Raw genomic sequence first — 23,881 nt, 5'->3', positions numbered from 1 at the left:
AAGAATAATTAACCGCAAGAATAGGATGATGAAATACTCCTTTAGTAGTAACCCATTGACTATTAAGTTGTAGTAGCTGAATTGATTAAGCTGTATTTGATATTCATCAATATCCCTTATGAGTAGTTTCGTATTTTAGCCTTAGAAATCTTTAAATCTGAGGCAAAAATGAGCAAGAAAACACTCGCAATCATCGGTAATGGTATGGTGGGGCACCGTTATATCGAAGAGTTGATTGATAAAGGTGGCAATGAAGAATTTAATATTGTCGTCTTTTGTGAAGAACCTCGCGTTGCATATGATAGAGTCCATCTCTCCTCTTATTTCTCCCATCACACCGCAGAAGAACTCTCTTTAGTTAAACAAGGCTATTACGAAAAACACCAAATAGAAGTATTAATTGGTGAGCGTGTTATTACCATTAATCGTGACGAAAAAGTGGTACACACTAATACGGGGCGTTGTGTTAGTTACGATAAGTTAGTGATGGCAACGGGCTCTTATCCATGGGTTCCTCCAATTAAGGGAAATAACTCATCAGATTGCTTTGTCTATCGGACTATTGAAGATTTAAATGCAATCGAATCTTGCGCACGTATTAGTCGTAAAGGGGCGGTGATTGGTGGAGGACTTTTAGGTTTAGAAGCCGCTGGTGCGTTAAAAAGTTTGGGTATTGAAACTCACGTTATCGAGTTTGCACCAACACTAATGGCAGAACAGCTTGATGCATTAGGTGGTGAGCAACTTAAGCGAAAAATAGAGCGTATGGGTGTAAAAGTGCATACGTCTAAAAATACACAAGAAATATTATCGACGGGAGAAAGCGCACGTAAGACACTGCAATTTGCAGATGGTACTTCTCTTGAAGTTGACTTTATTGTGTTCTCCACAGGTATTCGCCCAAAAGATAAATTAGCTCGCCAATGTGATTTAGATATCGCACCAAGAGGCGGTATTGTTATTAATGATTATTGCCAAACAACCGATCCTGATATTTACGCCATTGGTGAATGTGCATCTTGGCAAAATAAAACATTCGGCTTAGTTGCACCGGGCTACAAAATGGCGCAAGTAGCGGTTGATAATCTATTAGGTCATCACTCTGTATTCCAAGGCGCCGATTTAAGCGCAAAATTAAAACTTCTTGGTGTTGATGTGGGCGGTATCGGTGATGCTCACGGTCGTCAAGAAGGGTGTCGTAGTTATATTTATCTCGATGAAGGCAAAGAAATTTATAAACGCCTGATTGTCAGTGAAGATAACAAATACCTACTAGGCGCAGTATTAGTAGGCGATACAGAAGATTATGGCAATCTTTTGCAACTATCACTGAACACTATTGAATTACCAGAGCATCCAGACTCCTTAATTTTGCCTGCACATGCAGGAAGTAAGCCAGCAATTGGTGTTGATTCCTTGCCTGAAACTGCACAAATCTGCTCTTGTTTTGATGTGACAAAAGGCGACATTATTCAAGCAATTGAACGAGGATGTCATACAGTCGCTGCTATTAAGGCAGAAACCAAAGCGGGCACAGGGTGTGGTGGCTGTATTCCATTGGTGACTCAAGTTTTAAATGCAGAATTAGCAAAACAAGGTATCGAAGTTAATCACCATCTTTGTGAGCATTTTCACTATTCTCGCCAAGAGCTTTATCATCTTATTCGCGTAGAAGGGCTGAAAAGTTTTGATGAATTGTTGAAAAAACATGGTCAAGGTTATGGCTGTGAAATATGTAAACCAACAGTGGGTTCATTGCTTGCTTCATGTTGGAACGATTATATCTTGCGTGATGATTTAGTTGCTCTGCAAGATACTAATGATAACTTCCTTGCGAATATGCAAAAAGATGGGACTTATTCCATTATTCCTCGCTCTCCAGGTGGTGAAATTACACCCGCAGGCATTATTGCTATTGGGCAAATTGCTCAAGAATATAATCTATATACCAAAATTACTGGCTCGCAACGCATGGCGATGTTCGGTGCGCATAAACAGGATTTACCCGCTATTTGGGAAAAACTGATTGCTGCGGGTTTTGAAACAGGTCATGCCTATGCGAAAGCACTGCGCATGGTAAAAACGTGTGTGGGTAGCAGTTGGTGTCGTTTTGGCGTCGGTGATAGTGTCGGTTTGGGGGTTGCGTTAGAGCATCGCTATAAAGGCATTAGAACACCTCATAAGATGAAATTTGGTGTCTCAGGTTGCACCCGTGAATGTTCTGAAGCGCAAGGAAAAGATGTGGGGATTATCGCCACAGATAAAGGTTGGAACCTCTATTTTGGTGGAAATGGCGGTATGAAACCACGCCATGGTGATCTCTTTGCATCTGATCTCGATGAAGAAACTTTAGTACATTATATCGACCGTTTTATGATGTTTTATATTCGCACCGCCGATAAACTGCAACGCACTTCAGTGTGGCTAGATAATTTAGAAGGCGGTATTGAATATTTACGTGATGTCATTATTAACGACAAATTAGGCTTAAATGCACAGTTAGAAAAAGAACTGAAAGCCTTACAAGAACGTGTCGCTTGTGAATGGAAAGAAACAGTTGATTCTCCAAAAGCATTAAAACGTTTTGCCCACTTTATTAATAATCCAATGCCTGATCCGACTGTACAAACGGTAAAAGAACGTTTTCAACACCGTCCCGCACGTTTACATGAACGTATTGATATCAAAATGATCACTGAGGAGGCGCAATCATGAGCCAATGGATAGCTGTTTGCCAATTAGATGACATTACGCCAGGAACAGGTGTTTGTGCGCTGGTGGAACAAGATCACGTTGCCATATTTCGCCCTTATTCTGATGCACGTTTATATGCGTTAAGCAATATAGATCCCTTTGCACATTCGAGTGTTTTATCTCGAGGGCTGATCGCTGAACATGAAAATGAGTTGTATATCGTCAGTCCGCTGAAAAAACAGCATTTTCGTTTAACGGATGGTTTTTGCCTTGAAGATGAGAGTTTCTCGATCACCCATTTTGACGTCAAGGTTGAAGGCAATACTGTCAGCGTACGTAGCCGTAATGAATCATCTCAATAAATAGGGGAATGAATATGGATTACTTTCCAATATTCTGTCAGCTTAAAGATAAACCTTGTTTATTAGTGGGAGGGGGTGAGATAGCTGAACGTAAAGCCCGATTGCTTATGGAGGCGGGTGCTATTATTTCTGTTATCGCACCTTCGTTTACAGAGCAGTTTATACAGTGGCATTCTGAGCAAAAATTAAACTGCATCACTGGTGTATTTACTGCGGATCATCTATCAAGTAAGTGGCTTGTTATTGCGGCAACAGATAGTGAGCAAGTGAATCAACAGGTTTTTCAATCCGCGACAGAGAAACAGATATTTTGTAATGTGGTTGATTCACCAGAACAAGCCAGCTTTATTATGCCTTCTGTTATCGATCGTTCTCCTATTGTGGTGGCTATTTCATCGGGCGGAAAAGCCCCTGTGCTAGCGCGTATTTTGCGAGAAAAAATTGAGCAACTACTCCCAAATTATCTCGGTGCATTAGCGAAACTTGCGGGAAAATTAAGAGAAGAAGTAAAACAACGTTTTTCATCCATAAGTGCAAGACGTTATTTCTGGGAGCAATTTTTTGCAGATAAATCATTACAAGCTGAAATTGAAGCACAAAGAGACGGCGATATTGAGCAACGTATTAGCGCGCTATTATCTGAAAATCAGCAACCTCAAGGCAGTGTTGTTTTAGTCGGAGCAGGGCCGGGTGATGCTGGGCTAATGACTATTAAAGGGTTACAGCAGTGTCAACAAGCTGATGTGGTGGTTTACGATAGATTAGTATCTGATGAGGTAATGGCATTAGTCCGCAGAGATGCACAGCGTATTTATGTTGGTAAGCAAGCGGGTTTTCATTGTGTTCCTCAAGATGAAATCAATCAAATTTTAATCAAAGAAGCCGTAGCAGGAAAACGGGTGGTGAGATTAAAAGGAGGTGATCCCTTTATTTTTGGTCGAGGTAGCGAAGAGCTAGAAGCCTTGATTGAACATCATATTCCCTTTTCAGTGATCCCCGGTATTACCGCGGCTTCAGGCTGTACAACATATGCGGGTATTCCTTTAACGCATCGAGATTATGCACAAAGTGTCCGCTTTATTACTGGGCATGGCAAAGGATTAAACGAGGCTGAATGGCAATGTATTGCACAAGAAAACCAAACGTTAGTCTTTTATATGGGATTAAGTAAAGCCCGTTATATTCAGCAAATGCTACTTAGCCAAAATATGCGCGCAACCATGCCGATTGCGATTATTGAAAAGGGCACTTTAACCACACAAAAAGTGATTGTTGGTCAATTACGCCAACTGGCAGAGATGGCAGAAACAATGGAAAGCCCTGCACTGATTATTGTGGGGGAGGTTGTCACACTGAATGAGAAGCTACAATGGTTTCAATCCAAATCGGCTAAATAGCTGAAAAGAATTGATGATATCATTTTAAAATTAAAAACCTCTTTAATATTCGATATGTATATTAAAGAGGTTTTTTTATCTAACACATAGAAATATAAATGAAAAATTGTTTAATTACATTTCAATTAAACATTTAGATTAAAAATTAAAAACAAATAATAAAATTGAATATTTAATAATCTATAAATATGTTTAGACTAGAATCGTTATTCAGTCTAAAGATGAATTTATTGTTATTTTTAATTAATTTCAAAGAGAAACTCTTTACAAACAAAGCATCATAAAGTTCTGCAAGTCGGATAAAACCCATCCTAATTATATTAATTTTGTGAGCTAAGTAGGTTTTCTATCTATAAAACTTGCATGATGTTAATTTAATGTTTATTTGTTGTTTTGCTTCTCTCGATATATATTTTTTATTTTCTCAGGATAGAACTCTAGAGGGCTCAATAAAGTTAAGTGATAAGAATACCGCATTAATTGACAAAATTTACGATAAGTGTAAAAAAGAAGAGTGTTGGTATCATTTTTATCTTATTAATATCTTTAAACGTTTGAGAGCCACAAATATTACAATCAAAATTTAACAACGATACATATCGTTAATTGAGCGACCCCGCTATAAATTATTGTTTATTAGGAGAGGTACCCATGAAAAATAAAGTTACGTTAAAAATAGTGTTTCCACTCAGTATTATGTCACTTGTATTAACCTCCTTTTTTTCTCATGCCGTCACTCTTCCTGAAGGTACTATTCTGGCAAAACAACAGAATATTGTGATTAATAACGGTACTGAAGTTTCATCACTTGATCCGCACAAAGTAGAAGGCGCACCAGAAACTAATATTATTTTAAATTTATTAGAGGGACTGACCTACGTTGGACCTAATGGTGAAAGCATGCCTGGCGTTGCACAACGCTGGGAAACTAATGATAACAAGGTGTGGACATTCTATTTGCGAGAAGACGCAAAGTGGAGTGATGGCACACCAGTTACAGCTGAAGACTTTGTTTATAGCTGGCGTCGAGTAGTAGATCCTAAAACAGGATCGCCTTATGCCAGTTATCTCGAATATGCTTATGTTGAAAATGTTGCAGATATTCTTAGTGGCAAAAAATCCCCTGAAACATTAGGTGTGAAAGCGATAGACGCTCACACTTTGCAAGTCAATTTAACCAAGCCAATCCCTTATTTAGTCGATATGGTCAGCCACACTCCGTTAAAGCCAGTTAAAAAAGAGATTGTTGAAAAATATGGCGTGAATTGGACTCGTCCTGAAAACTTTGTCGGTAATGGTGCTTATGTTATTGAAAATTGGGTGGTGAATGAAAAGGTGACTTTAAAACGAAATCCACTTTATTGGGATAATAAAAACACCATTATTGAGCAAGCCACATTTTTACCAATTAGTTCAGAAACCAGTGATATAAATCGCTACCGTAGCGGTGAAATAGATATCACTAATAGCGCTATTCCTCCTGTTCTTTATAGAAAAATGAAGCAAGAGCAGCCAGAGAATTTACATGTCACACCATATTTATGTACTTTCTATTATGAATTAAATAATAAAAAAGCCCCTTTTGATGATCCTCGTGTTCGAGAAGCCGTGAAATTGACTCTTGATAGAGAAGTCATTGCTGAAAAAATAATGGGACAAGGACAAATACCGGCTTATTCTTTTACTCCCTCTTTTATTGGCAATGGTAATTTTAAACCGCCTAAATGGGCTTATTGGACACAACAGCAACGTAATGAAAGGGCGCGTGAATTATTAAAAGAAGCGGGGTTTGATGGTCAAAATCCTCTGACTTTTACCTTGCTCTACAATACGTCAGATCAAAATAAACAGCAGGCAATAGCGGCCGCATCAATGTGGAAAAAAAGTATTGGTGCCAATGTGACGTTGCAAAACCAAGAGTGGAAAACGGCATTAGAAAACCGTAACCAAGGAAATTACCAAGTCGCGAGAGCAACATGGTGTGCAGATTACAATGAACCAACCTCGTTTTTAAACTCGTTTCTTTCCACAAGTAGCCTGAATACCGTTTTTTATGAAAATAATGATTACGATGATGCATTAAATAATGCCTCAATTGCTGTTGATAAAGGGGCTCGCCATCAACTCTATCAGCGCGCTGAAGCCTTGCTAGACAAGGACTCCGCGATAGTACCTGTCTATTATCGAGTCAGTGTTAGATTAGTTAGTCCAAAAGTAGGTGGATTTACAGGCAAAGACCCCTTTGATTATACGGACTTAAAGCGCTATTTTATAAAGGCAGATAACTAAAACTGGTAAATTATCGATATTCTATAGTTATGTGTGATTTGAATTATTAAAAGTGACTTAAAAAGTAGTTAACCAATAAAAAGCTACACAAAAAAGATAGCGGCATAAAAAATTATAATGCTATCAGGCAATTAAGCACTGATAGCAAATAAGCAAGATTGATTTATTTTTTTGTAAAAACAATAAGTTGTGTAAACCGTTCTAAAACACAACTGAACATCACAGAATGGTTGTCTAACAACCAGCTCACTAACTGGGAGTATTTTATAAGATGAGTAATTTAACTAAAAAGAGTGCGTTGGCGATTGCAATAAGCGCAATCTTTGGATTGTCAGCGCTAACGGCTAATGCCGCTGTTGTTCCAGACGGGGTAAAATTAGCTGAAAAACAAGTGCTCGTACGTAATAATGGCTCTGAACCACAATCACTTGATCCTCATAAAATCGAAGGTGTACCTGAGTCTGCATTAGCGCGTGATCTTTTCGAAGGCGTTACTATTGTTGGTCCAAATGGGGAAATTTTACCTGGCTCTGCAACCAGCTGGGAAAATAAAGATTTTACTGTTTGGACATTCAAAATTCGTGAAGGCGCTAAATGGTCAAATGGTGAACCTGTTACAGCACAAGATTTCGTTTATAGCTGGCAACGTTTAGCGGATCCTAATACTGCATCTCCTTATGAAAGCTATCTGCAATATGCGCATATCGTGAATATTGACGATATTATTGCAGGTAAGAAAAAAGCCACAGAATTAGGTGTTAAGGCATTAGATAACAACACATTAGAAATCACTTTATCTGAAGCAGTGCCTTATTTACCAAAATTATTAGCTCACTCCTCCATGTCGCCAGTTAACCAAAAAGTAATTGAAAAATTTGGTGAAAAATGGACACAACCTGCTAACTTCGTCGGCAACGGCGCTTATAATTTAAAAGACTGGACCGTCAACGAACGTATTGTTTTAGAACGTAGCCCAACTTATTGGGATAACAAAAATACTGTTATTGATAAAGTTACGTTCTTACCTATCTCATCAGAAGTCACTGACGTAAACCGCTATCGTGCGGGTGAAATCGACATGACATATAGCAATTTACCGATCGAACTTTTCCAAAAACTGAAAAAAGAGATCCCAGATGAATTGCGTATAAGCCCATATTTATGTACTTATTATTATGAAATTAATAATGAGAAAGCACCGTTTAATGATCCTCGTGTTCGTGAAGCGCTGAAACTGTCAATGGACAGAGATATCATCACTTATAAAGTGAAAAACCAAGGTGATATTCCCGCTTACGGTTTTACTCCGCCATTTACAGACGGAATTAAAGAGAGTAAACCAGAATGGTTTGCGACTTGGACACAAGAACAGCGCAATGAAAAAGCACGTCAATTGTTAGAAGAGGCGGGCTATAACAAAGCAAACCCACTGAAATTTAAACTTCTGTACAATACTTCAGATCTTCATAAAAAAGTGGCAATTGCTGCTTCTTCAATTTGGAAGAAAAACTTAGGTGCAGATGTGTCTCTTGAAAACCAAGAGTGGAAAACGTTCTTAGATACACGTCACCAAGGAACTTATGATGTTGCGCGTGCGGGCTGGTGTGCAGATTATAACGAACCTTCTTCATTCCTGAACATGATGCTGTCTTACAGCAGTAATAATACTGTTCACTATAAAAACACAGAGTTTGACGCATTGATCAAAGAATCTTTACGTGTGAAATCTGATGACGAACGTGCCGCTATTTATCAAAAAGCTGAAGGCGTATTAGATAAAGATTCGGCCATTGTTCCACTTTACTACTATGTAAACACCCGTTTAGTTAAACCTTATGTGGGTGGTTATTCAGGTAAAGATCCATTAGATAATTTACATACTAAAGACTTGTACATTATTGCTAAGTAATCGGGCGAGACCTTGTCTTTTTTAAGGCAAGGTCTTTTTATCGTCACGCCTGAATAGGTTTGTGTTATAGGAACGGGCAATGCTCAAATTTATTTTTCGTCGCTTTTTAGAAGCGATACCGACTCTATTTATTCTAATAACAATTTCGTTTTTTATGATGCGCTTAGCACCTGGTAGCCCTTTTACAGGGGAAAGGAAACTTCCACCAGAGGTCATGGCAAATATTGAAGCGAAATATCACTTAAATGATCCCATTTATAAACAATACTTCGATTATTTAATTCAATTGTCGAAAGGGGATTTAGGGCCTTCTTTTAAATATAAAGACTACAGTGTAAACACCTTAGTCGGTAAAGCATTCCCTGTTTCAGCTAAATTAGGGCTGTCGGCATTTATTTTTGCCGTGATTTTAGGTGTGGGGGCAGGCGTGATAGCCGCACTGAATCAAAACACCAAATGGGATTATACCGTCATGACTTTTGCCATGACGGGGGTTGTAATACCGAGTTTCGTTGTTGCACCACTGCTTGTACTTATTTTTGCCATTACCTTAAGGTGGCTACCAGCTGGTGGCTGGAATGGCGGTGCGGTGCAATATATGTTGCTACCAATGATTGCACTGTCGCTTTCTTATATTGCCAGTATCTCGCGTATTACCCGTAGTTCAATGATTGAAGTATTACACTCAAACTTTATCAGAACGGCAAAAGCGAAAGGCTTGCCGATGAAAAGAATTGTGCTGCGTCATGCTTTAAAACCTGCGTTGCTACCTGTTATCTCTTATATGGGGCCTGCATTCGTCGGTATTATTACGGGCTCAATGGTTATTGAAACCATCTTTGGATTGCCAGGTATCGGACAATTATTCGTTAATGGTGCTTTAAACCGAGATTACTCATTGGTATTAAGCTTAACCATTATCGTAGGTGCATTAACAATTTTCTTTAATGCGATTGTCGATATTTTATATGCCGTTATTGATCCGAAAATTCGTTACTAATAGATACTGGAGCGCGTTATGTTATCACTGAAGGAAAACAGCGAAGCTCTGGGGAATTTCTCGGAGCAGCTAGATATTGAAGGCCGTAGTTTATGGCAAGACGCTCGTCGTCGTTTTATGCACAATAAAGCGGCAATTACGAGCCTTATATTACTTTTCTTTATTTTATTATTTGTCATTTTTGCCCCAATGTTATCGCCTTTTGTCTATGACGATACCGATTGGGAGATGATGTCAATGGCACCTGATTTTGCCTCTTCTCACTATTTTGGTACTGACTCATCTGGGCGTGACTTATTAGTCCGTGTTGCGATTGGTGGACGTATTTCATTAATGGTCGGTATAGCGGCTGCTTTTGTTGCCGTTATTGTTGGTACACTGTATGGCGCAATGGCGGGCTATATTGGTGGACGTGTTGACTCTGTGATGATGCGTTTACTGGAAATCCTAAACTCATTTCCATTTATGTTCTTTGTTATCTTATTAGTGACATTCTTTGGTCAAAATATCTTACTGATTTTCGTTGCTATCGGGATGGTATCTTGGCTCGATATGGCACGTATTGTAAGAGGACAAACCTTAAGTTTAAAACGTAAAGAGTTTATTGAAGCTGCATTAGTTTGTGGTGTGTCATCACGCAATATCGTGTTAAGACATATCGTACCTAACGTACTGGGTGTCGTTGTGGTTTATGCCTCTTTATTAGTCCCTAGTATGATTTTATTTGAATCCTTCTTAAGCTTCTTAGGTTTAGGAACACAAGAACCATTAAGTAGTTGGGGAGCACTATTAAGTGATGGTGCAAACTCAATGGAAGTTTCTCCTTGGTTGTTACTTTTCCCGGCTTCGTTCTTAGTTGTCACACTGTTTTGCTTTAACTTTATCGGTGATGGCTTACGTGACGCATTAGACCCGAAAGATCGTTAAGGAGAACAAAATGACAAATACAACAAACAAGTCGTTATTAAGTGTTAAAGATCTCTGTGTGACTTTCGGTACACCGGATGGTGATGTTACCGCAGTTAATAAGCTCAACTTTGAATTATCCGCAGGTGAAACCCTCGGGATCGTTGGTGAATCTGGCTCAGGTAAATCCCAAACGGCATTCGCATTAATGGGATTATTAGCGAAAAATGGTCGCACAGCGGGTAGCGCAAACTTTAATGGTCGTGAGATCTTAAACCTTCGCCAAAGTGAATTAAATAAAATGCGCGCTGAAGAAATATCTATGATATTTCAAGATCCAATGACTTCATTAAACCCGTATATGAAAGTTGGTTCGCAGCTTATTGAAGTATTAATGCTTCATAAAGGCATGAGTAAGAATGATGCTTATGCAGAATCAGTACGCATGTTAGATGCAGTAAAAATGCCAGAAGCTCATAAACGAATGAGTATGTATCCTCATGAGTTTTCAGGCGGTATGCGCCAACGAGTCATGATTGCAATGGCATTGCTGTGTAAGCCTAAACTTTTAATTGCTGATGAACCGACAACCGCACTTGATGTGACGGTTCAAGCGCAAATCATGACCTTACTCAATGAGCTTAAGAATGATTTAAATACTGCGATTATTATGATCACCCATGACTTGGGGGTTGTTGCGGGTATCTGCGATAAAGTGTTGGTGATGTACGCAGGACGTACCATGGAGTACGGTAAAGCGCGTGATATCTTCTATCAACCATCACATCCATATTCTATCGGATTGTTACAGGCTGTTCCTCGCTTAGACGGTGAAGATGAACGACTCGCAACCATTCCGGGAAATCCGCCTAATTTATTACGTTTACCAAAAGGCTGCCCATTCCAACCTCGTTGCCAGTATGCAACAGAGCAATGCTTAACGAGTGAACCTCAATTAGAGCAATTCGCACAAGGCCGACTACGTGCCTGTTTTAAAGCGGTGGAGGAATTGGTATGACTCAAGCAATGTTACAAGATAGAAAAGTTATTCTTGAAGTGAATGACTTAAAAGTTTATTTCGATGTTCAAGATAATAAACAGTGGTTTTGGAAAGCGAAAAAAAGCCTAAAAGCCGTTGATGGTGTCACACTACGCTTATATGAAGGTGAAACATTAGGGGTTGTTGGTGAATCTGGTTGTGGTAAATCGACTTTTGCTCGCGCCATTATTGGTTTAGTTAAAGCCTCTGGTGGTACAGTCTCTTGGTTAGGCAATAATTTATTGGGAATGGGAAATAAACAATGGCGCGATATTCGCCAAGATATCCAGATGATTTTCCAAGATCCGCTGGCTTCCTTAAACCCAAGAATGACCATTGGTGATATTATTGCGGAGCCGCTTAAAACCTATCACCCTAAAATGAAACAGGCTGAAGTTGTTGAAAAAGTGAAAGCAATGATGATGCGAGTCGGATTATTGCCAAACTTAATCAACCGTTACCCACATGAATTCTCAGGTGGACAATGCCAACGTATCGGTATTGCTCGCGCGTTAATTTTAGAACCTAAATTAGTGATTTGTGACGAACCCGTTTCAGCATTAGACGTATCGATTCAGGCTCAAGTGGTTAACTTGCTGAAAGATATTCAAAAAGAGATGGGATTATCTTTAATCTTTATTGCCCATGATCTAGCGGTGGTAAAACATATTTCAGATCGTGTATTGGTGATGTATTTAGGGCATGCAGTGGAGTTAGGAACGTATGATGAAGTTTATCATCATCCATTACACCCTTATACCAAAGCGTTGATGTCAGCGGTGCCTATTCCTGATCCTGATAAAGAGCGCAATAAGCATATTGATTTATTGGAAGGAGAATTGCCTTCTCCGATTAATCCACCATCAGGCTGTATATTCCGTACACGTTGTCCGATGGCAGATGAAGAATGTGCCAAAACACGCCCTTTATTAGAAGGGAGCTTTCGCCATGCAGTCTCTTGCTTAAAAGTCGATCCGCTTTAAGGCGATTGAATGATTAAGTAAAGTAGAAAAAATGCCCTTGAAGTTTTATTTTCAAGGGCATTCTATTTATTAACGGATCGAAAGATCACCAAATCAGATTAAATCCAACCTTTAGTTCTAAAGGCTTTTAATGTAGAAACAAAATAGCTCATCTCTTCTGGTGTGCCTAACGTTAAACGGCTCCAACCCAAAGCAGGTGGAAACTCACGACCAACCATAATATTCGCTTCTTTCATTCTGTTTTGATAGGTTTTTACATCGCCTTTCACTTTATGGAATATAAAGTTCGCATAAGAAGGTGCATATTCAATATCCAGCTCTTTTAAGACATCAACAACCATTTGACGAGAAACATCAATCGATTTACGGCTATATTCCACATAAGCTTTATCTTTTAATGAGGCTAATGCAGCCACTGCGCCCGCGGTGTTGGTATTATCAATGGAAACAAACACATCAACATTGGCAATAACCTCAGGTACAGCAACACCATAACCCACACGAAGCCCTGCTAATGCGTAAATTTTTGAGAAAGTACGTGCAACAATTAGGTTTTTATAACCCGCTTCAACTAATGTAATCGCACTGGTAAATTCAGGCGTTGAAGCGAATTCCGCATAAGCTTCATCAATAATAAAAAAGACATTTTCTTTGGCTGATTTTATCCAATTCGTCAATGAAGCCGTCGGCGTTAACATCGCTGTTGGGTTATTCGGATTGCATAAATATACCATGCTAATACCATCAAACTCTTGCGCTTTTTTCTGCATGGTTGCTAAATCAAACGCCAGTGTTTTATCAACGGGTACTTTAACGATTTTTACGCCTAAAGGTTCTGCATAAAGTTCGGCATAGTTAAATGTTGGATCAGGAACAATAAGTTGAACCGCTTTACCTTCTTTTTGTGCTTTATTTGCCACAAACTGTACGGCTGCTTGAATTGTCTCAGATGAGCCATTTCCCAAGGTGATGTGCTTATCTGAAAGTTTAAATTCTTTCCCTAATTCGCTAATTAATGAGCTACGCGCATCGTCTGGATATCTAAAGGCATTAGGTAAAGCATCAATAATAGCCTGTTTCGCTTTTTGCGACATACCAAGTGAATTTTCATTAAAATTTAGCAGTAACGGATTTTCTGCATTAAATACCAATTTATTTTTTAGTGTTTCATTGGCATAGGCAGAGCTAACAAATGAACTTAATGAAAGACCACCAATCACTAAGCTGGATGAAGTTAAAAATGACCGACGATTCATGTTATGTTTCCCAAGTAAATTATTCTATGTTTTATTAGTTCTTATAGATTACTAAAAAAAAGATAGAAGTAAATAATTATGTTGTATTTGTGAGTATAAATTCACTTTTGGGGTTGGGGGGGAAAGTTCTGTCATTGAAAAAAAGAATGAGTAGGGAGTAAACTTGTCAGTTATCAATTTAAAATAAAAAGAAAAATTATTGATAATGATAAGCCATACTGAATTATGTCAATTCTGAACATTTAATGTAGCGGACTAAATCGCGAATATGGGCATCATCATTTATGCGTGTATCTAATCATTTTAAAATCATTGTGCATCTTTGTAGCTTTCTCATTGTTCTTTATAGCTTAACAATGATACCGCCTATGTTGGTTGCGCTATATGAAAAAGAGCAAAGTCTATTTTCTTTTGCATTGTGTTTTTTTATCTTTTTTTGTGGAGGTTTATTTATTTGGCTGAAAACAAAAATAAAAGATATTCAGCTGAAAACACGAGATGGATTTATTATTATTGCCTTGTTTTGGTTGTTATTTTCTTTAATTAGCACATTACCTTTATGGCTGAATGAGCAACTTAATATGCGCTTTGTTGATGCGCTTTTTGAAGGGGTGTCAGGGATAACAACCACAGGCGCTTCTGTTTTTCACAATGTGACTGATTTACCTAAATCTATTCTTTACTATCGCGCACAGTTAAATTTTGTTGGAGGATTAGGTGTTATTGTACTGGCTGTTGCCGTTCTTCCCTTATTAGGCATTGGGGGCATGAAATTATATCAATCTGAAATGCCTGGGCCATTTAAAGAAGAAAAGTTAACGCCTCGCTTAGCAAGTACAGCTCGTAATTTATGGTTTACTTATATTCTGCTAGGTAGTTTATGTATTATCGCGTTTAAAATAGCGGGAATGTCTTTTTTTGATGCGCTTTGTCATGGTTTATCGACTGTGTCTTTAGGCGGATTTTCAACATATAGCGAAAGCATTGGCTATTTTAATAGCGCAAAAATTGAATTTGTTGCAGGGCTATTTTCACTCCTTTCAGCCGTCAATTTTACCCTCTATTTTGCATCCTTAGCTAAATTTAGTTTACGACCATTATTAACCAATCCAGAGTTTCGTTTTTTTATTACAGTGGCATTGCTAGTTATCGGTTTGATCACATTTGAAACATGGCGCAGTAATATGTATTCATTCCCAGATGCTTTTATTCATTCTTTTTTTCTAACCAGTTCGATGATCACTGACAACGGGCTTGCAACAGCAGATTATGCTCAATGGCCACAACATATTATTGTTCTCTTACTATTTTCTAGTTTTTTTGGTGGTTGTGTTGGTTCGACGTGTGGTGGAATTAAAGCTATTCGATTTTTAATTCTCTATAAACAGAGTCGCCAAGAAATTCATCAATTAATTCATCCAAAATCAGTGAGTTCCGTTCGTGTCGGCGACAGTATTATAACTTCTCGACTCCTTAATTCCGTTTGGAGTTTCTTTTTTCTTTATACACTCTGCGCTTGTTTTTTTATTTGGTGTTTAAGCATGATGGGCTACGATTTAATTACAGCTTTTGCTACGGTGGCAGCATGTTTAAATAATATGGGATTGGGATTTGGTGAAACAGTTGCTGGTTTTGGTGAAATTACCGACAGTGCAAAATATTTAATGTGTCTTGCTATGTTACTTGGTCGATTAGAAATTTATACGCTACTTGTTTTATTATCTGCTTCCTTTTGGCGTAATTAAAATATGACTAAAATAAACGTTATGATTTAAAAATGAACATGGTTTAAAAGATAAAGAATATTATCATTAATTTCTCTAAAGAAATTCTTTCTTAAAAATCCATTCTATAAAATTAGATAACTTCAAATACAATAACGATTTTTCTCCTATTTTTGTGATAAACATCAACTCTCCTTAAATGAAGCGTTCCATTAATTATAATAAACAGACAACGAAAACGTTTGCATAATATTTTTATATAGATAGAATTCGTCAGATTTTTTTGGCTAGGTGAAATGAATAGGAGGTTAAAGTGTCTCAGGACAACAATTATAGTCAGGGCCCTGTGCCCATATCCGCAAGAAAGGGTGGATTGGCGTTAACCTTTGTGATGTTGGGATTAACGTTTTTTTCAGCCAGTATGTGGACTGGCGGCGCTCTTGGTACTGGTCTTTCCTTCAATGATTTCTTCCTCGCAGTTCTAATTGGTAATCTTCTTCTTGGTATCTACACCGCATTTCTTGGTTTTATTGGTTCAAAAACAGGTCTTACTACTCATCTCCTCGCGCGTTACTCTTTCGGTATTAAAGGTTCTTGGCTTCCCTCATTTTTACTCGGTGGTACTCAAGTTGGTTGGTTTGGTGTGGGTGTGGCAATGTTTGCCATCCCGGTAGGAAAAGCCACTGGTATTGATATTAATCTCCTCATCGCCGTTTCCGGCATTTTAATGACCATCACTGTATTCTTCGGTATTTCCGCTCTCACCGTTCTCTCTATCATTGCTGTTCCAGCAATCGCCATCCTTGGCAGTTACTCTGTTTATCTTGCCATACATGATATGGGCGGGCTTTCAACGTTAATGGGTGTTAAACCAACTCAGCCATTAGATTTCAATTTAGCGCTGGCGATGGTTGTCGGATCGTTTATTAGTGCGGGAACGCTTACAGCTGACTTTGTCCGTTTTGGACGAAACCCTAAAGTTGCAGTAGTTGTCGCAATTGTTGCGTTCTTTTTAGGCAATACATTGATGTTTGTCTTTGGTGCAGCAGGTGCCGCTTCATTGGGAATGGCAGATATTTCTGATGTGATGATTGCGCAAGGATTATTACTTCCAGCGATTGTCGTATTAGGCTTAAATATTTGGACAACCAATGATAATGCGTTATATGCCTCTGGATTAGGATTTGCCAATATTACAGGCTTATCAAGCAAAAAGCTTTCAGTGATAAATGGCATTGTCGGTACACTGTGTGCATTATGGCTCTATAATAACTTTGTTGGCTGGTTAACCTTTTTATCTGCCGCAATTCCACCAGTAGGTGGTGTTATCATTGCAGATTATCTGATGAATAAAGATCGTTATAGCACCTTCAATGCAGATAAAATGCAATCAGTTAACTGGGTCGCATTACTGGCTGTTGCAATTGGTATTGCCGCGGGGCACTGGTTACCAGGTATCGTACCTGTTAACGCAGTATTAGGTGGTGCAATTAGTTACGCTGTGTTAAATCCAATATTAAATCGTCGTACAGCTCGACAAGCGGAGATAAGTCATGCTGGGTAAGAATATCGAACAAATTAATCATGCTCGTCTCGTTGGAAAAGAGGGTTTGTGGCGCATTACGCTTAAAAACAATAAAATTGAAGCGATAGAGCCACAACCTGAGAATAACTTTCATTCTGAAGCATTAGATGCGCAAGGTGGTTTAGTTCATGCTCCTTTTGTTGAGCCTCATATTCATTTAGATACAACACAAACAGCAGGGCAACCGAATTGGAATCAATCGGGAACATTATTTGAGGGTATCGAGCGTTGGGCTGAAAGAAAAGCGCTGTTAACTCATGATGATGTTAAACAACGTGCATGGCAAACGCTTCAATGGCAAATTGCTAATGGTATTCAACATGTTAGAACCCATGTTGATGTTTCGGATCCATCGCTGACAGCATTAAAAGCCATGCTGGAAGTGAAAGAAGAAATTAAACCTTGGATTGATTTGCAAATTGTTGCTTTTCCACAAGAAGGTATTTTGTCTTACCCTAATGGTGAAGCTTTATTAGAAGAAGCATTAAAATTAGGCGCTGATGTTGTCGGTGCTATTCCTCACTTTGAATTTACGCGTGAATATGGTGTTGAATCACTGCATAAAACCTTTGCATTAGCACAAAAATATGATCGCTTAATTGATGTTCATTGTGATGAAATTGATGATGAACAATCTCGCTTTGTTGAAACTGTTGCCGCTTTAGCACATAAAGAAAATATGGGCTCAAAAGTAACAGCAAGTCATACAACCGCAATGCATTCTTATAATGGGGCTTATACTTCGCGTTTATTCCGTTTATTAAGAATGTCTGGTATTAACTTTGTGGCGAATCCTTTAGTTAATATTCACTTGCAAGGTCGTTTTGATACTTATCCAAAGCGTCGCGGTATTACTCGTGTAAAAGAGATGCTAGAAAGTAATATTAATGTTTGCTTTGGTCATGATGATGTTTTTGATCCTTGGTATCCATTAGGCACAGCAAATATGCTTCAAGTCTTACATATGGGACTGCATGTTTGCCAATTAATGGGCTATGGTCAAATTGATAATGGGTTACAGTTAATTAGTCATAATAGTGCGAAAACATTGGTCTTAACGGATTACGGTGTTGAAATAGGAAATAGTGCAAACTTTATTATTTTGCCCGCAGATAATGGATTTGATGCCTTACGCCGTCAAGTACCTGTACGTTATTCAATTCGCCACGGTAAAGTGATTGCACAAACAGAGCCAGCGAAAACAGAAATTATGTTAGATAAGCCAACAGCGATTAATTATAAATAATCTAACAAGTTGGATTTTCGAATAACAGATAAAACGGATAAGTCGATTAATCACTTATCCGTTATTTTTTTATAAAGATTTAATACCTGTTTTCTTTTTATTATCGGCTATTTTTTCTGATCAACGCTGCTAATTGTGCAAGTTCTTCATCACTCGCACGTTCAAAATCATGCGATGAAAGATATCCGGGGTATTTCTCAAAGAAAATCTTTTGTTTATTTTCAATAGGCGCCCATTTTGTCATATCACCTGTGCCGTGCATCGGGCTAAGTTTACTATGAACATGATCAACCCCAAACCCTTCAAAAAACATTCCTGAGCGTGAAACATCGGGGAATGTTTTATCTAAGATTTTTGCTACTTTTTTTGTCGCGATAACCAATAATGCTAAAGCTTCATCGTTTAAATCAAACGCATAACTCGGGTAGTGCTTTTTGGGAATAACAACGGTAAAACCTTTGGTATTGGGAAAAATAGAGAGGAAAGCAAGATGATGATCATCCTCCCAAATTTTATGGCAAGGCGCTTTACCCGCAACGATTTGGCAGAAAATACAGTTATCCATAGTCGTAGCCTCATATCTATATTCTACATACTTCAACTTATTGAATTATTTAGCGTATAAGGTGATTAAAGTAGATTTCTTTCTGCTAAATCAAGTGCGAAGTAAGATAGAATTAAATCTGCACCTGCACGTTTAATTGAGCCTAAAGTCTCCATTACCACACGATCTTCATCGATTGCACCCGCTAATGCCGCAAATTTAATTTGCGCATATTCACCGCTGATTTGATAAGCCGCTAAAGGTAATAAAGTACGTTCACGCACATCGCGAATAATATCTAAATAAGCACCCGCTGGTTTTACCATCAGCATATCAGCGCCTTCTTGCTCATCAATTAATGATTCACGGATCGCTTCACGGCGGTTCATTGGATTCATTTGATAAGTTTTACGATCACCAATTAAGCGAGAGCCTGCTGCATCGCGGAAAGGACCATATAAGGCAGAAGCAAATTTAGTCGAGTAAGAAACAATACCTGTGCCGCTAAATCCTGCTTTATCAAGTGCGGCACGAATAGCAGCAACTTGGCCATCCATTGCCGCTGATGGCGCGATAAAATCAGCACCCGCTTGTGCGGCAGCAACAGCTTGAAGCCCTAAATTATAGATAGTTTCATCATTATCAACATGTTCACCATGTAAAACACCACAGTGACCATGTGATGTGTATTCACAAAAACAGGTATCAGACATGACAATCATTTCTGGTACGGCATCTTTACAAATACGAGACATGCGAGAAACTAAACCGTCACTTTTCCAAGCATCACTTCCTGTTTCATCAAGGTGATGTGATACGCCAAAAGTCATAACAGTTTTAATGCCTGCTTTTGCAATGCGTTCAATTTCATAAGCAAGGCGTTTTTCAGGAATACGAACAACACCTGGCATGCTTTTAATCGGTTGGTAATCATCAAGCCCTTCTTCTACAAAGATAGGCAGAGCGAGATCATTTTTAGTCAGAGTTGTTTCTTGAAAGAGCGCGCGCAGGTTTTCTGACTGGCGTAGTCTTCTTAAACGCTGGATGGATTGTTCGTTGCTCACAATATCTCCTTTTTATGGCCAGTACTAACAAGTATTTACCGAGGTATTATAAACCTTAATATTGATACATAGATACTCTATAATTCATACTCGTCATACTTCAAGCTGTAGCGTTGTTGGCTGCGTAGTCACTACTTATGTATGCTCCTAGCGACTCATTCACTTGTCGCCTAGCTACATCTTGAATTATTTAGAGTATAGAACGTTAATTATAGAGAAAAGAGAAAAGAGAAAAGAGGAGAGGAATAAGTGATAGGTGAGGGGAAAATAAAAAAGAGCAGGATAATTTCTACTCTTTATATTGATTTTTACCCATTCTTTAATGAGAAGATTATTTTTTTGGCTCTTCTAATGCTGCAACCATTTGAACTTTACAAGCCGCAACAATTTGAGTTAAACCATCTTGGAACTCTGCGCGAGAACCAATTTCAGATTTGGCTTCACGTAAAGAATTAACAACCTCAATAGCACCTTCAGTGAATTGTGCTTCAGTTGCTTCCAGTTTTGCAAAATCAAATTTCTTTGCACTCAGAGAGGCCATTGCATCTTTAGCAATTTTCTCTGCTGGCTCTTTTGTATCATAAGCTTTAATTGAGATATCTTTAAAAGTATCGCAGTAATCATCAGCCATTTTTGTTGGGTTTGCAAAAGCAACAGCAGGTAATAATAGCAGAGATAAGAGAAGTGGTTTCATTTTAGCCTCATGTTTATTTTTTAGTACATATTTATTGAGTGTAACATATAAACAGGAGTGACGATAAATCAGAAAAAGTGTAAAAATATAAATAGTTAATATTTTTAATCCTATTGGTTTTAGCTGCTTTCGCTATAATTGTGTTTAGGGACAATAAGCTAGCAAATTTTGACTTAATAAAACCTTACAATTTACAATATATAAAATAACTCAAAATACAATAATATTAGGATTTATCTTTATTTACATTTTATACGATTAATTTTTATTTGTGTTAAAAGTAACAAAATGTGCGCTTTAAATATAAAAAACAGAATAAAAAAGTTAAGTGATTATCAGTTATCATTGAGATAATTTTAATACATTGTATTTAATAAGTTAATTTATGTTCGTGTTGGCAATGATGGCAAGATTTCTAATTCTATTATTTAATCCAAATAACATTAAAAATTTTAAACAAAAATAAGTTTTGATAGTGACTATTGGTTAAATACACCAAAAGAAAACAAACTCATTATCATTTGGATGATATGAAAAGAATTTGAATAGAAATATTGAGGCGGGTAAAAGAAAAAAATCCCCTCTATAAAGATAGAGGGGTAGCTAAATGAATAAAGAATGGTTTATTTCGAGATTGAGTATATAGGAAATTTGAAATCAAAATTTGTTTATTTGTGCAGCACAAAAAGATTAGAAAATAGAATAAAAATATGTGCGAGTACTCAATTCGAAAATAAATGTATTATTGACGATAGGCTGTCTTAATTTGGCTAATCGTATTACGGAATGTTTCTGCTTGTTTTTCATCATCAACTTCTGCAATAGCACGTTCAATGTTTAAAATAACACGTCCAGCATCTGCTTGACCTAATGCTTTTAACATATAGGTGACTAGTGTTTTTAAGCAAGCCACTTCTTCTGCTAATGTTTCTACATCTGCTTGTGTTTTAAACTTCTCGTTCATTATCTACGTTCCTTTGTCTTTAATTTATAAATCATATCAGGCTAGGTCATTAGAATAGCAAAGTCTCAGCAAGGTATGAATAGCGATAATAAAAGCATTTTATCATATTGAATTTGTTAGCATGATAAAAAGACAAAATAGCCAGTGATCCCATTTATTAGTCGAAATCAGGCTATACTTTGAACGTTATGCTTTTAACGTTAATACAAACAAAATGTGGTAGAGCAACCATTGCGAGCAATAAGAAAAATGCAGAAAAAGGGAAAATAATATGAATGAAGAACAATTATTACAGGCTATCACTCATTATCCCGCACTTTATCAGCGCAAATCAGGAAATACACATAAAGGAACATTCGGCACATTAGGTATTGTAGGCAGCTCAGAAGGAATGAGCGGTGCTATTGTGTTAGCAGGCAAAAGTGCATTGAAAGCAGGGTGTGGAAAGGTATTTCTTGGTTTTGCTCAATCGCAACTTCCTATCCCTTTTATTGATAGTGGACCAGAGCTTATGCTTAAAACAGCCCAAGCGTTGATAAATCAGCAAGATATTTCTGCTTGGGCGATTGGGTGTGGATTAGGATTATCTGCAAATTCTGAAGAAATCTTATCAATAGCTTTAGCACAGCGTAATGAAAATAGACCTTATGTTTTTGATGCGGATGCATTAGTGTTAATGGCTAATCTTAAATCAGAACTCTCACTTAATCAGCACTGTGTATTAACACCACACCCTAAAGAAGCGTCTATTTTGCTTAATTGCACGCTAAATGATATTCAAAATAATAGAGAAGAAGCGGCGAAAGAAATTGCGAAGATTTATCATTGCTGGGCAATTATCAAAGGTCAACATACCGTAGTGACTTCTCCGAAAGGGGAAATCACAATTAATACAACTGGTAATAGTGGATTATCAACCGCGGGGAGTGGTGATGTGCTAACAGGCGTTATGGGAAGTTTTTTAGCACAAGGAATGACAATGGCGGATGCGGTGAGAAGTGCTGTTTGGATACATGGAATGTCGGCGGATATTTTAGTTAAAAAAGGTATTGGACCAATCGGATTAACTGCATCAGAATTGATTGATACTATCCGGAATATTCGCAATCAAATATGGACATTATCACAGCAACATAATGCAAACTATTTTGAATAATCGCTTTTATTTTTTAGCTTAACGTATTAATAATTAAAGTAGGTTTATATTAAGATTAGGTTGTTTTTAGTTAATTCACTCACAGTAATCTTTGGGTTATTGCGATAGGATTAAGGCAAATGGAGAGTTAAGAGGAGTTATTATGTATAAAACGATTTTAGTGCCTATTGATATTGTGGAAGAAGAGTTAACCAGTAAAGCGGTACGACATGCTGTGTATTTAGCCAAAGAAACAGGAGCTAATTTACATTTAATTCATGTTCTTCCTATCTCTTCAGCAATCATTAATGCTTATTCATTGGGTTATCCAGAAATTAAAGATAAAGCGACAGTGAAAGCAGAGAATGATATGCAAATGTTGGTAGATTCGGTGGATTTGCCTGCTGAAAAGGTCGCTTATACGGTTACTTTTGGCTCACCTCGTGATGAAATTTTGGTCACAGCAAAAGATATTCAAGCAGACTTAATTGTGATTGGTTCACGTAGACCTAATATTAGTACTCATTTATTAGGTTCAACGGCAGCGGGTGTTGTTCGCTATGCTGAAATTTCAGTGTTAGTTGTTCGTTAATATATTACTAATATGCTATGAGCATCCCTCATAGCATATATTTTAGTTTTTTTGCGTAGCTTATCTTATTTATTCAATAAGCAGTTTATTGAATAAACAGTCTAGAAAGTGGATAAGAATGGAAAAATTTACCGAAGAACTTTTAAGGCTCGATCATTTTATTCTACGCATCTTACGCTATTATGTAATAGGCTCTATTTTCTTTTTCTTAGGATTATTACCTGGTGTATTAGGGTTTTATTTAATTGAAGGGCATACCTTTATGGAATCTTCATTAAATGCAATCTCTATGTTAAGTGGTCAGCCAGTAGAGCCAGCACCTGCAACCCCAACAGGGCGCTTTTTTATTGCAATCTATGGTTTATTTCTTCAGTGTGTTTTTATTTTATCGATTGGGCTTGTAGTGACACCTTTTATTCATCGACAATTGCATAAATGGCATCTTGAGGAAGATTAAATAAGCAAGCTGTGGGTTTAACGCTACAATAATAAACAGAC

Annotated in this window: 20 protein-coding genes; 15 read left to right on the top strand and 5 right to left on the bottom strand. The window is 37.7% G+C overall.

Annotated elements, in window-relative coordinates:
• Positions 1 to 168 precede the first annotated feature (168 nt).
• The 9 genes from nirB (at position 169) to oppF (ending at position 12,579) form a co-directional block, all read left to right on the top strand.
• Positions 169 to 2,715: a nitrite reductase large subunit NirB gene (gene nirB, locus JEP71_RS02500; protein WP_198619933.1), complete on the top strand. Its 2,547-nt coding sequence runs from the start codon at positions 169 to 171 to the stop codon at positions 2,713 to 2,715.
• Positions 2,712 to 3,056, top strand: a complete 345-nt coding sequence (gene nirD, locus JEP71_RS02495) for a nitrite reductase small subunit NirD (protein WP_198619934.1) — start codon at positions 2,712 to 2,714, stop codon at positions 3,054 to 3,056. Before nirB ends, nirD begins: the two co-directional genes overlap by 4 nt.
• A 14-nt stretch (positions 3,057 to 3,070) precedes the next feature.
• Complete coding sequence (gene cysG / locus JEP71_RS02490) at positions 3,071 to 4,453, top strand: siroheme synthase CysG (RefSeq protein WP_198625700.1); 1,383 nt, start codon at positions 3,071 to 3,073, stop codon at positions 4,451 to 4,453.
• 651 nt (positions 4,454 to 5,104) lie between these two features.
• Complete coding sequence (locus JEP71_RS02485) at positions 5,105 to 6,742, top strand: ABC transporter substrate-binding protein (protein ID WP_198625699.1); 1,638 nt, start codon at positions 5,105 to 5,107, stop codon at positions 6,740 to 6,742.
• Positions 6,743 to 7,013: 271 nt separating this feature from the next.
• Positions 7,014 to 8,651 (top strand): oligopeptide ABC transporter substrate-binding protein OppA, encoded by a 1,638-nt coding sequence (gene oppA, locus JEP71_RS02480; RefSeq protein WP_109372137.1) that lies wholly within the window; start codon positions 7,014 to 7,016, stop codon positions 8,649 to 8,651.
• Positions 8,652 to 8,730: 79 nt separating this feature from the next.
• On the top strand, positions 8,731 to 9,651 hold the full coding sequence (gene oppB / locus JEP71_RS02475; protein WP_023581988.1) for an oligopeptide ABC transporter permease OppB: 921 nt from the start codon (positions 8,731 to 8,733) through the stop codon (positions 9,649 to 9,651).
• An 18-nt stretch (positions 9,652 to 9,669) separates the two neighbouring features.
• Complete coding sequence (gene oppC / locus JEP71_RS02470) at positions 9,670 to 10,578, top strand: oligopeptide ABC transporter permease OppC (RefSeq protein WP_100160272.1); 909 nt, start codon at positions 9,670 to 9,672, stop codon at positions 10,576 to 10,578.
• Positions 10,579 to 10,588: 10 nt separating this feature from the next.
• Complete coding sequence (locus JEP71_RS02465) at positions 10,589 to 11,575, top strand: ABC transporter ATP-binding protein (RefSeq protein ID WP_198619937.1); 987 nt, start codon at positions 10,589 to 10,591, stop codon at positions 11,573 to 11,575.
• A complete protein-coding gene (oppF, locus tag JEP71_RS02460; RefSeq protein WP_109372141.1) occupies positions 11,572 to 12,579 on the top strand; it encodes a murein tripeptide/oligopeptide ABC transporter ATP binding protein OppF in 1,008 nt (335 codons plus the stop codon). The genes JEP71_RS02465 and oppF overlap by 4 nt, the downstream gene beginning before the upstream one ends.
• Before the next feature lie 98 nt (positions 12,580 to 12,677).
• Here oppF and JEP71_RS02455 read toward each other — a convergent pair whose 3' ends face one another.
• A complete protein-coding gene (locus JEP71_RS02455) occupies positions 12,678 to 13,835 on the bottom strand; it encodes a pyridoxal phosphate-dependent aminotransferase (RefSeq protein WP_198625698.1) in 1,158 nt (385 codons plus the stop codon).
• Between the two features lie 284 nt (positions 13,836 to 14,119).
• Between JEP71_RS02455 and JEP71_RS02450 the strand changes: the two genes are divergently transcribed.
• The 3 genes from JEP71_RS02450 to JEP71_RS02440 all read left to right on the top strand — a co-directional run bounded on the left by JEP71_RS02450 (position 14,120) and on the right by JEP71_RS02440 (position 18,390).
• Entirely contained in the window at positions 14,120 to 15,580 is a 1,461-nt protein-coding gene (locus JEP71_RS02450; protein WP_198619940.1) for a TrkH family potassium uptake protein, read from the top strand.
• A 292-nt stretch (positions 15,581 to 15,872) separates the two neighbouring features.
• A complete protein-coding gene (gene codB / locus JEP71_RS02445) occupies positions 15,873 to 17,123 on the top strand; it encodes a cytosine permease (RefSeq protein WP_198619941.1) in 1,251 nt (416 codons plus the stop codon).
• Positions 17,113 to 18,390, top strand: coding sequence for a cytosine deaminase (locus JEP71_RS02440; protein WP_198625697.1), 1,278 nt, complete (start codon positions 17,113 to 17,115; stop codon positions 18,388 to 18,390). The genes codB and JEP71_RS02440 overlap by 11 nt, the downstream gene beginning before the upstream one ends.
• A 100-nt stretch (positions 18,391 to 18,490) precedes the next feature.
• Here the strand turns inward: JEP71_RS02440 and JEP71_RS02435 are convergent, their stop codons facing one another.
• The 4 genes from JEP71_RS02435 to JEP71_RS02420 form a co-directional block, all read right to left on the bottom strand.
• Entirely contained in the window at positions 18,491 to 18,955 is a 465-nt protein-coding gene (locus tag JEP71_RS02435; RefSeq protein WP_198619943.1) for an HIT family protein, read from the bottom strand.
• A 65-nt stretch (positions 18,956 to 19,020) separates the two neighbouring features.
• Positions 19,021 to 19,998 carry a porphobilinogen synthase gene (gene hemB / locus JEP71_RS02430; protein WP_198625696.1) on the bottom strand — a complete coding sequence of 326 codons (978 nt, stop codon included), beginning with the start codon at positions 19,996 to 19,998 and terminating at the stop codon, positions 19,021 to 19,023.
• Positions 19,999 to 20,329: 331 nt separating this feature from the next.
• Positions 20,330 to 20,692, bottom strand: coding sequence for a hypothetical protein (locus JEP71_RS02425; RefSeq protein WP_198619945.1), 363 nt, complete (start codon positions 20,690 to 20,692; stop codon positions 20,330 to 20,332).
• 742 nt (positions 20,693 to 21,434) lie between these two features.
• Positions 21,435 to 21,656 carry a DUF2594 family protein gene (locus tag JEP71_RS02420; protein ID WP_006536484.1) on the bottom strand — a complete coding sequence of 74 codons (222 nt, stop codon included), beginning with the start codon at positions 21,654 to 21,656 and terminating at the stop codon, positions 21,435 to 21,437.
• Positions 21,657 to 21,927: 271 nt separating this feature from the next.
• On the opposite strand from JEP71_RS02420, the gene JEP71_RS02415 reads away from it, so the two are divergent.
• The 3 genes from JEP71_RS02415 to JEP71_RS02405 all read left to right on the top strand — a co-directional run bounded on the left by JEP71_RS02415 (position 21,928) and on the right by JEP71_RS02405 (position 23,840).
• Positions 21,928 to 22,812 carry an NAD(P)H-hydrate dehydratase gene (locus JEP71_RS02415; RefSeq protein WP_198625695.1) on the top strand — a complete coding sequence of 295 codons (885 nt, stop codon included), beginning with the start codon at positions 21,928 to 21,930 and terminating at the stop codon, positions 22,810 to 22,812.
• Between the two features lie 142 nt (positions 22,813 to 22,954).
• Positions 22,955 to 23,383 (top strand): universal stress protein, encoded by a 429-nt coding sequence (locus tag JEP71_RS02410; protein ID WP_036912874.1) that lies wholly within the window; start codon positions 22,955 to 22,957, stop codon positions 23,381 to 23,383.
• Positions 23,384 to 23,501: 118 nt separating this feature from the next.
• Positions 23,502 to 23,840, top strand: a complete 339-nt coding sequence (locus JEP71_RS02405; RefSeq protein WP_072064066.1) for a hypothetical protein — start codon at positions 23,502 to 23,504, stop codon at positions 23,838 to 23,840.
• Positions 23,841 to 23,881 lie beyond the last annotated feature (41 nt).

Source organism: Proteus sp. PR00224, assembly GCF_016238105.1.
Classification (GTDB): Bacteria; Pseudomonadota; Gammaproteobacteria; order Enterobacterales; family Enterobacteriaceae; genus Proteus.
Note: the sequence above shows the minus strand (reverse complement) of the source record. Positions and strands in the feature narration are given on the sequence as shown.

Excerpts from the sequence above, each read along its gene's own strand:
- JEP71_RS02465 (WP_198619937.1), top strand. The coding sequence starts at position 10,589 with ATGACAAATACAACAAACAAGTCGTTATTAAGTGTTAAAGATCTCTGT.
- JEP71_RS02425 (WP_198619945.1), bottom strand. The coding sequence starts at position 20,692 with ATGAAACCACTTCTCTTATCTCTGCTATTATTACCTGCTGTTGCTTTT.
- JEP71_RS02410 (WP_036912874.1), top strand. The coding sequence starts at position 22,955 with ATGTATAAAACGATTTTAGTGCCTATTGATATTGTGGAAGAAGAGTTA.
- JEP71_RS02420 (WP_006536484.1), bottom strand. The coding sequence starts at position 21,656 with ATGAACGAGAAGTTTAAAACACAAGCAGATGTAGAAACATTAGCAGAA.
- JEP71_RS02405 (WP_072064066.1), top strand. The coding sequence starts at position 23,502 with ATGGAAAAATTTACCGAAGAACTTTTAAGGCTCGATCATTTTATTCTA.
- cysG (WP_198625700.1), top strand. The coding sequence starts at position 3,071 with ATGGATTACTTTCCAATATTCTGTCAGCTTAAAGATAAACCTTGTTTA.
- oppB (WP_023581988.1), top strand. The coding sequence starts at position 8,731 with ATGCTCAAATTTATTTTTCGTCGCTTTTTAGAAGCGATACCGACTCTA.
- oppC (WP_100160272.1), top strand. The coding sequence starts at position 9,670 with ATGTTATCACTGAAGGAAAACAGCGAAGCTCTGGGGAATTTCTCGGAG.
- JEP71_RS02415 (WP_198625695.1), top strand. The coding sequence starts at position 21,928 with ATGAATGAAGAACAATTATTACAGGCTATCACTCATTATCCCGCACTT.
- oppF (WP_109372141.1), top strand. The coding sequence starts at position 11,572 with ATGACTCAAGCAATGTTACAAGATAGAAAAGTTATTCTTGAAGTGAAT.
- nirB (WP_198619933.1), top strand. The coding sequence starts at position 169 with ATGAGCAAGAAAACACTCGCAATCATCGGTAATGGTATGGTGGGGCAC.
- JEP71_RS02435 (WP_198619943.1), bottom strand. The coding sequence starts at position 18,955 with ATGGATAACTGTATTTTCTGCCAAATCGTTGCGGGTAAAGCGCCTTGC.
- JEP71_RS02450 (WP_198619940.1), top strand. The coding sequence starts at position 14,120 with ATGCGTGTATCTAATCATTTTAAAATCATTGTGCATCTTTGTAGCTTT.
- oppA (WP_109372137.1), top strand. The coding sequence starts at position 7,014 with ATGAGTAATTTAACTAAAAAGAGTGCGTTGGCGATTGCAATAAGCGCA.
- JEP71_RS02455 (WP_198625698.1), bottom strand. The coding sequence starts at position 13,835 with ATGAATCGTCGGTCATTTTTAACTTCATCCAGCTTAGTGATTGGTGGT.
- JEP71_RS02440 (WP_198625697.1), top strand. The coding sequence starts at position 17,113 with ATGCTGGGTAAGAATATCGAACAAATTAATCATGCTCGTCTCGTTGGA.
- JEP71_RS02485 (WP_198625699.1), top strand. The coding sequence starts at position 5,105 with ATGAAAAATAAAGTTACGTTAAAAATAGTGTTTCCACTCAGTATTATG.
- nirD (WP_198619934.1), top strand. The coding sequence starts at position 2,712 with ATGAGCCAATGGATAGCTGTTTGCCAATTAGATGACATTACGCCAGGA.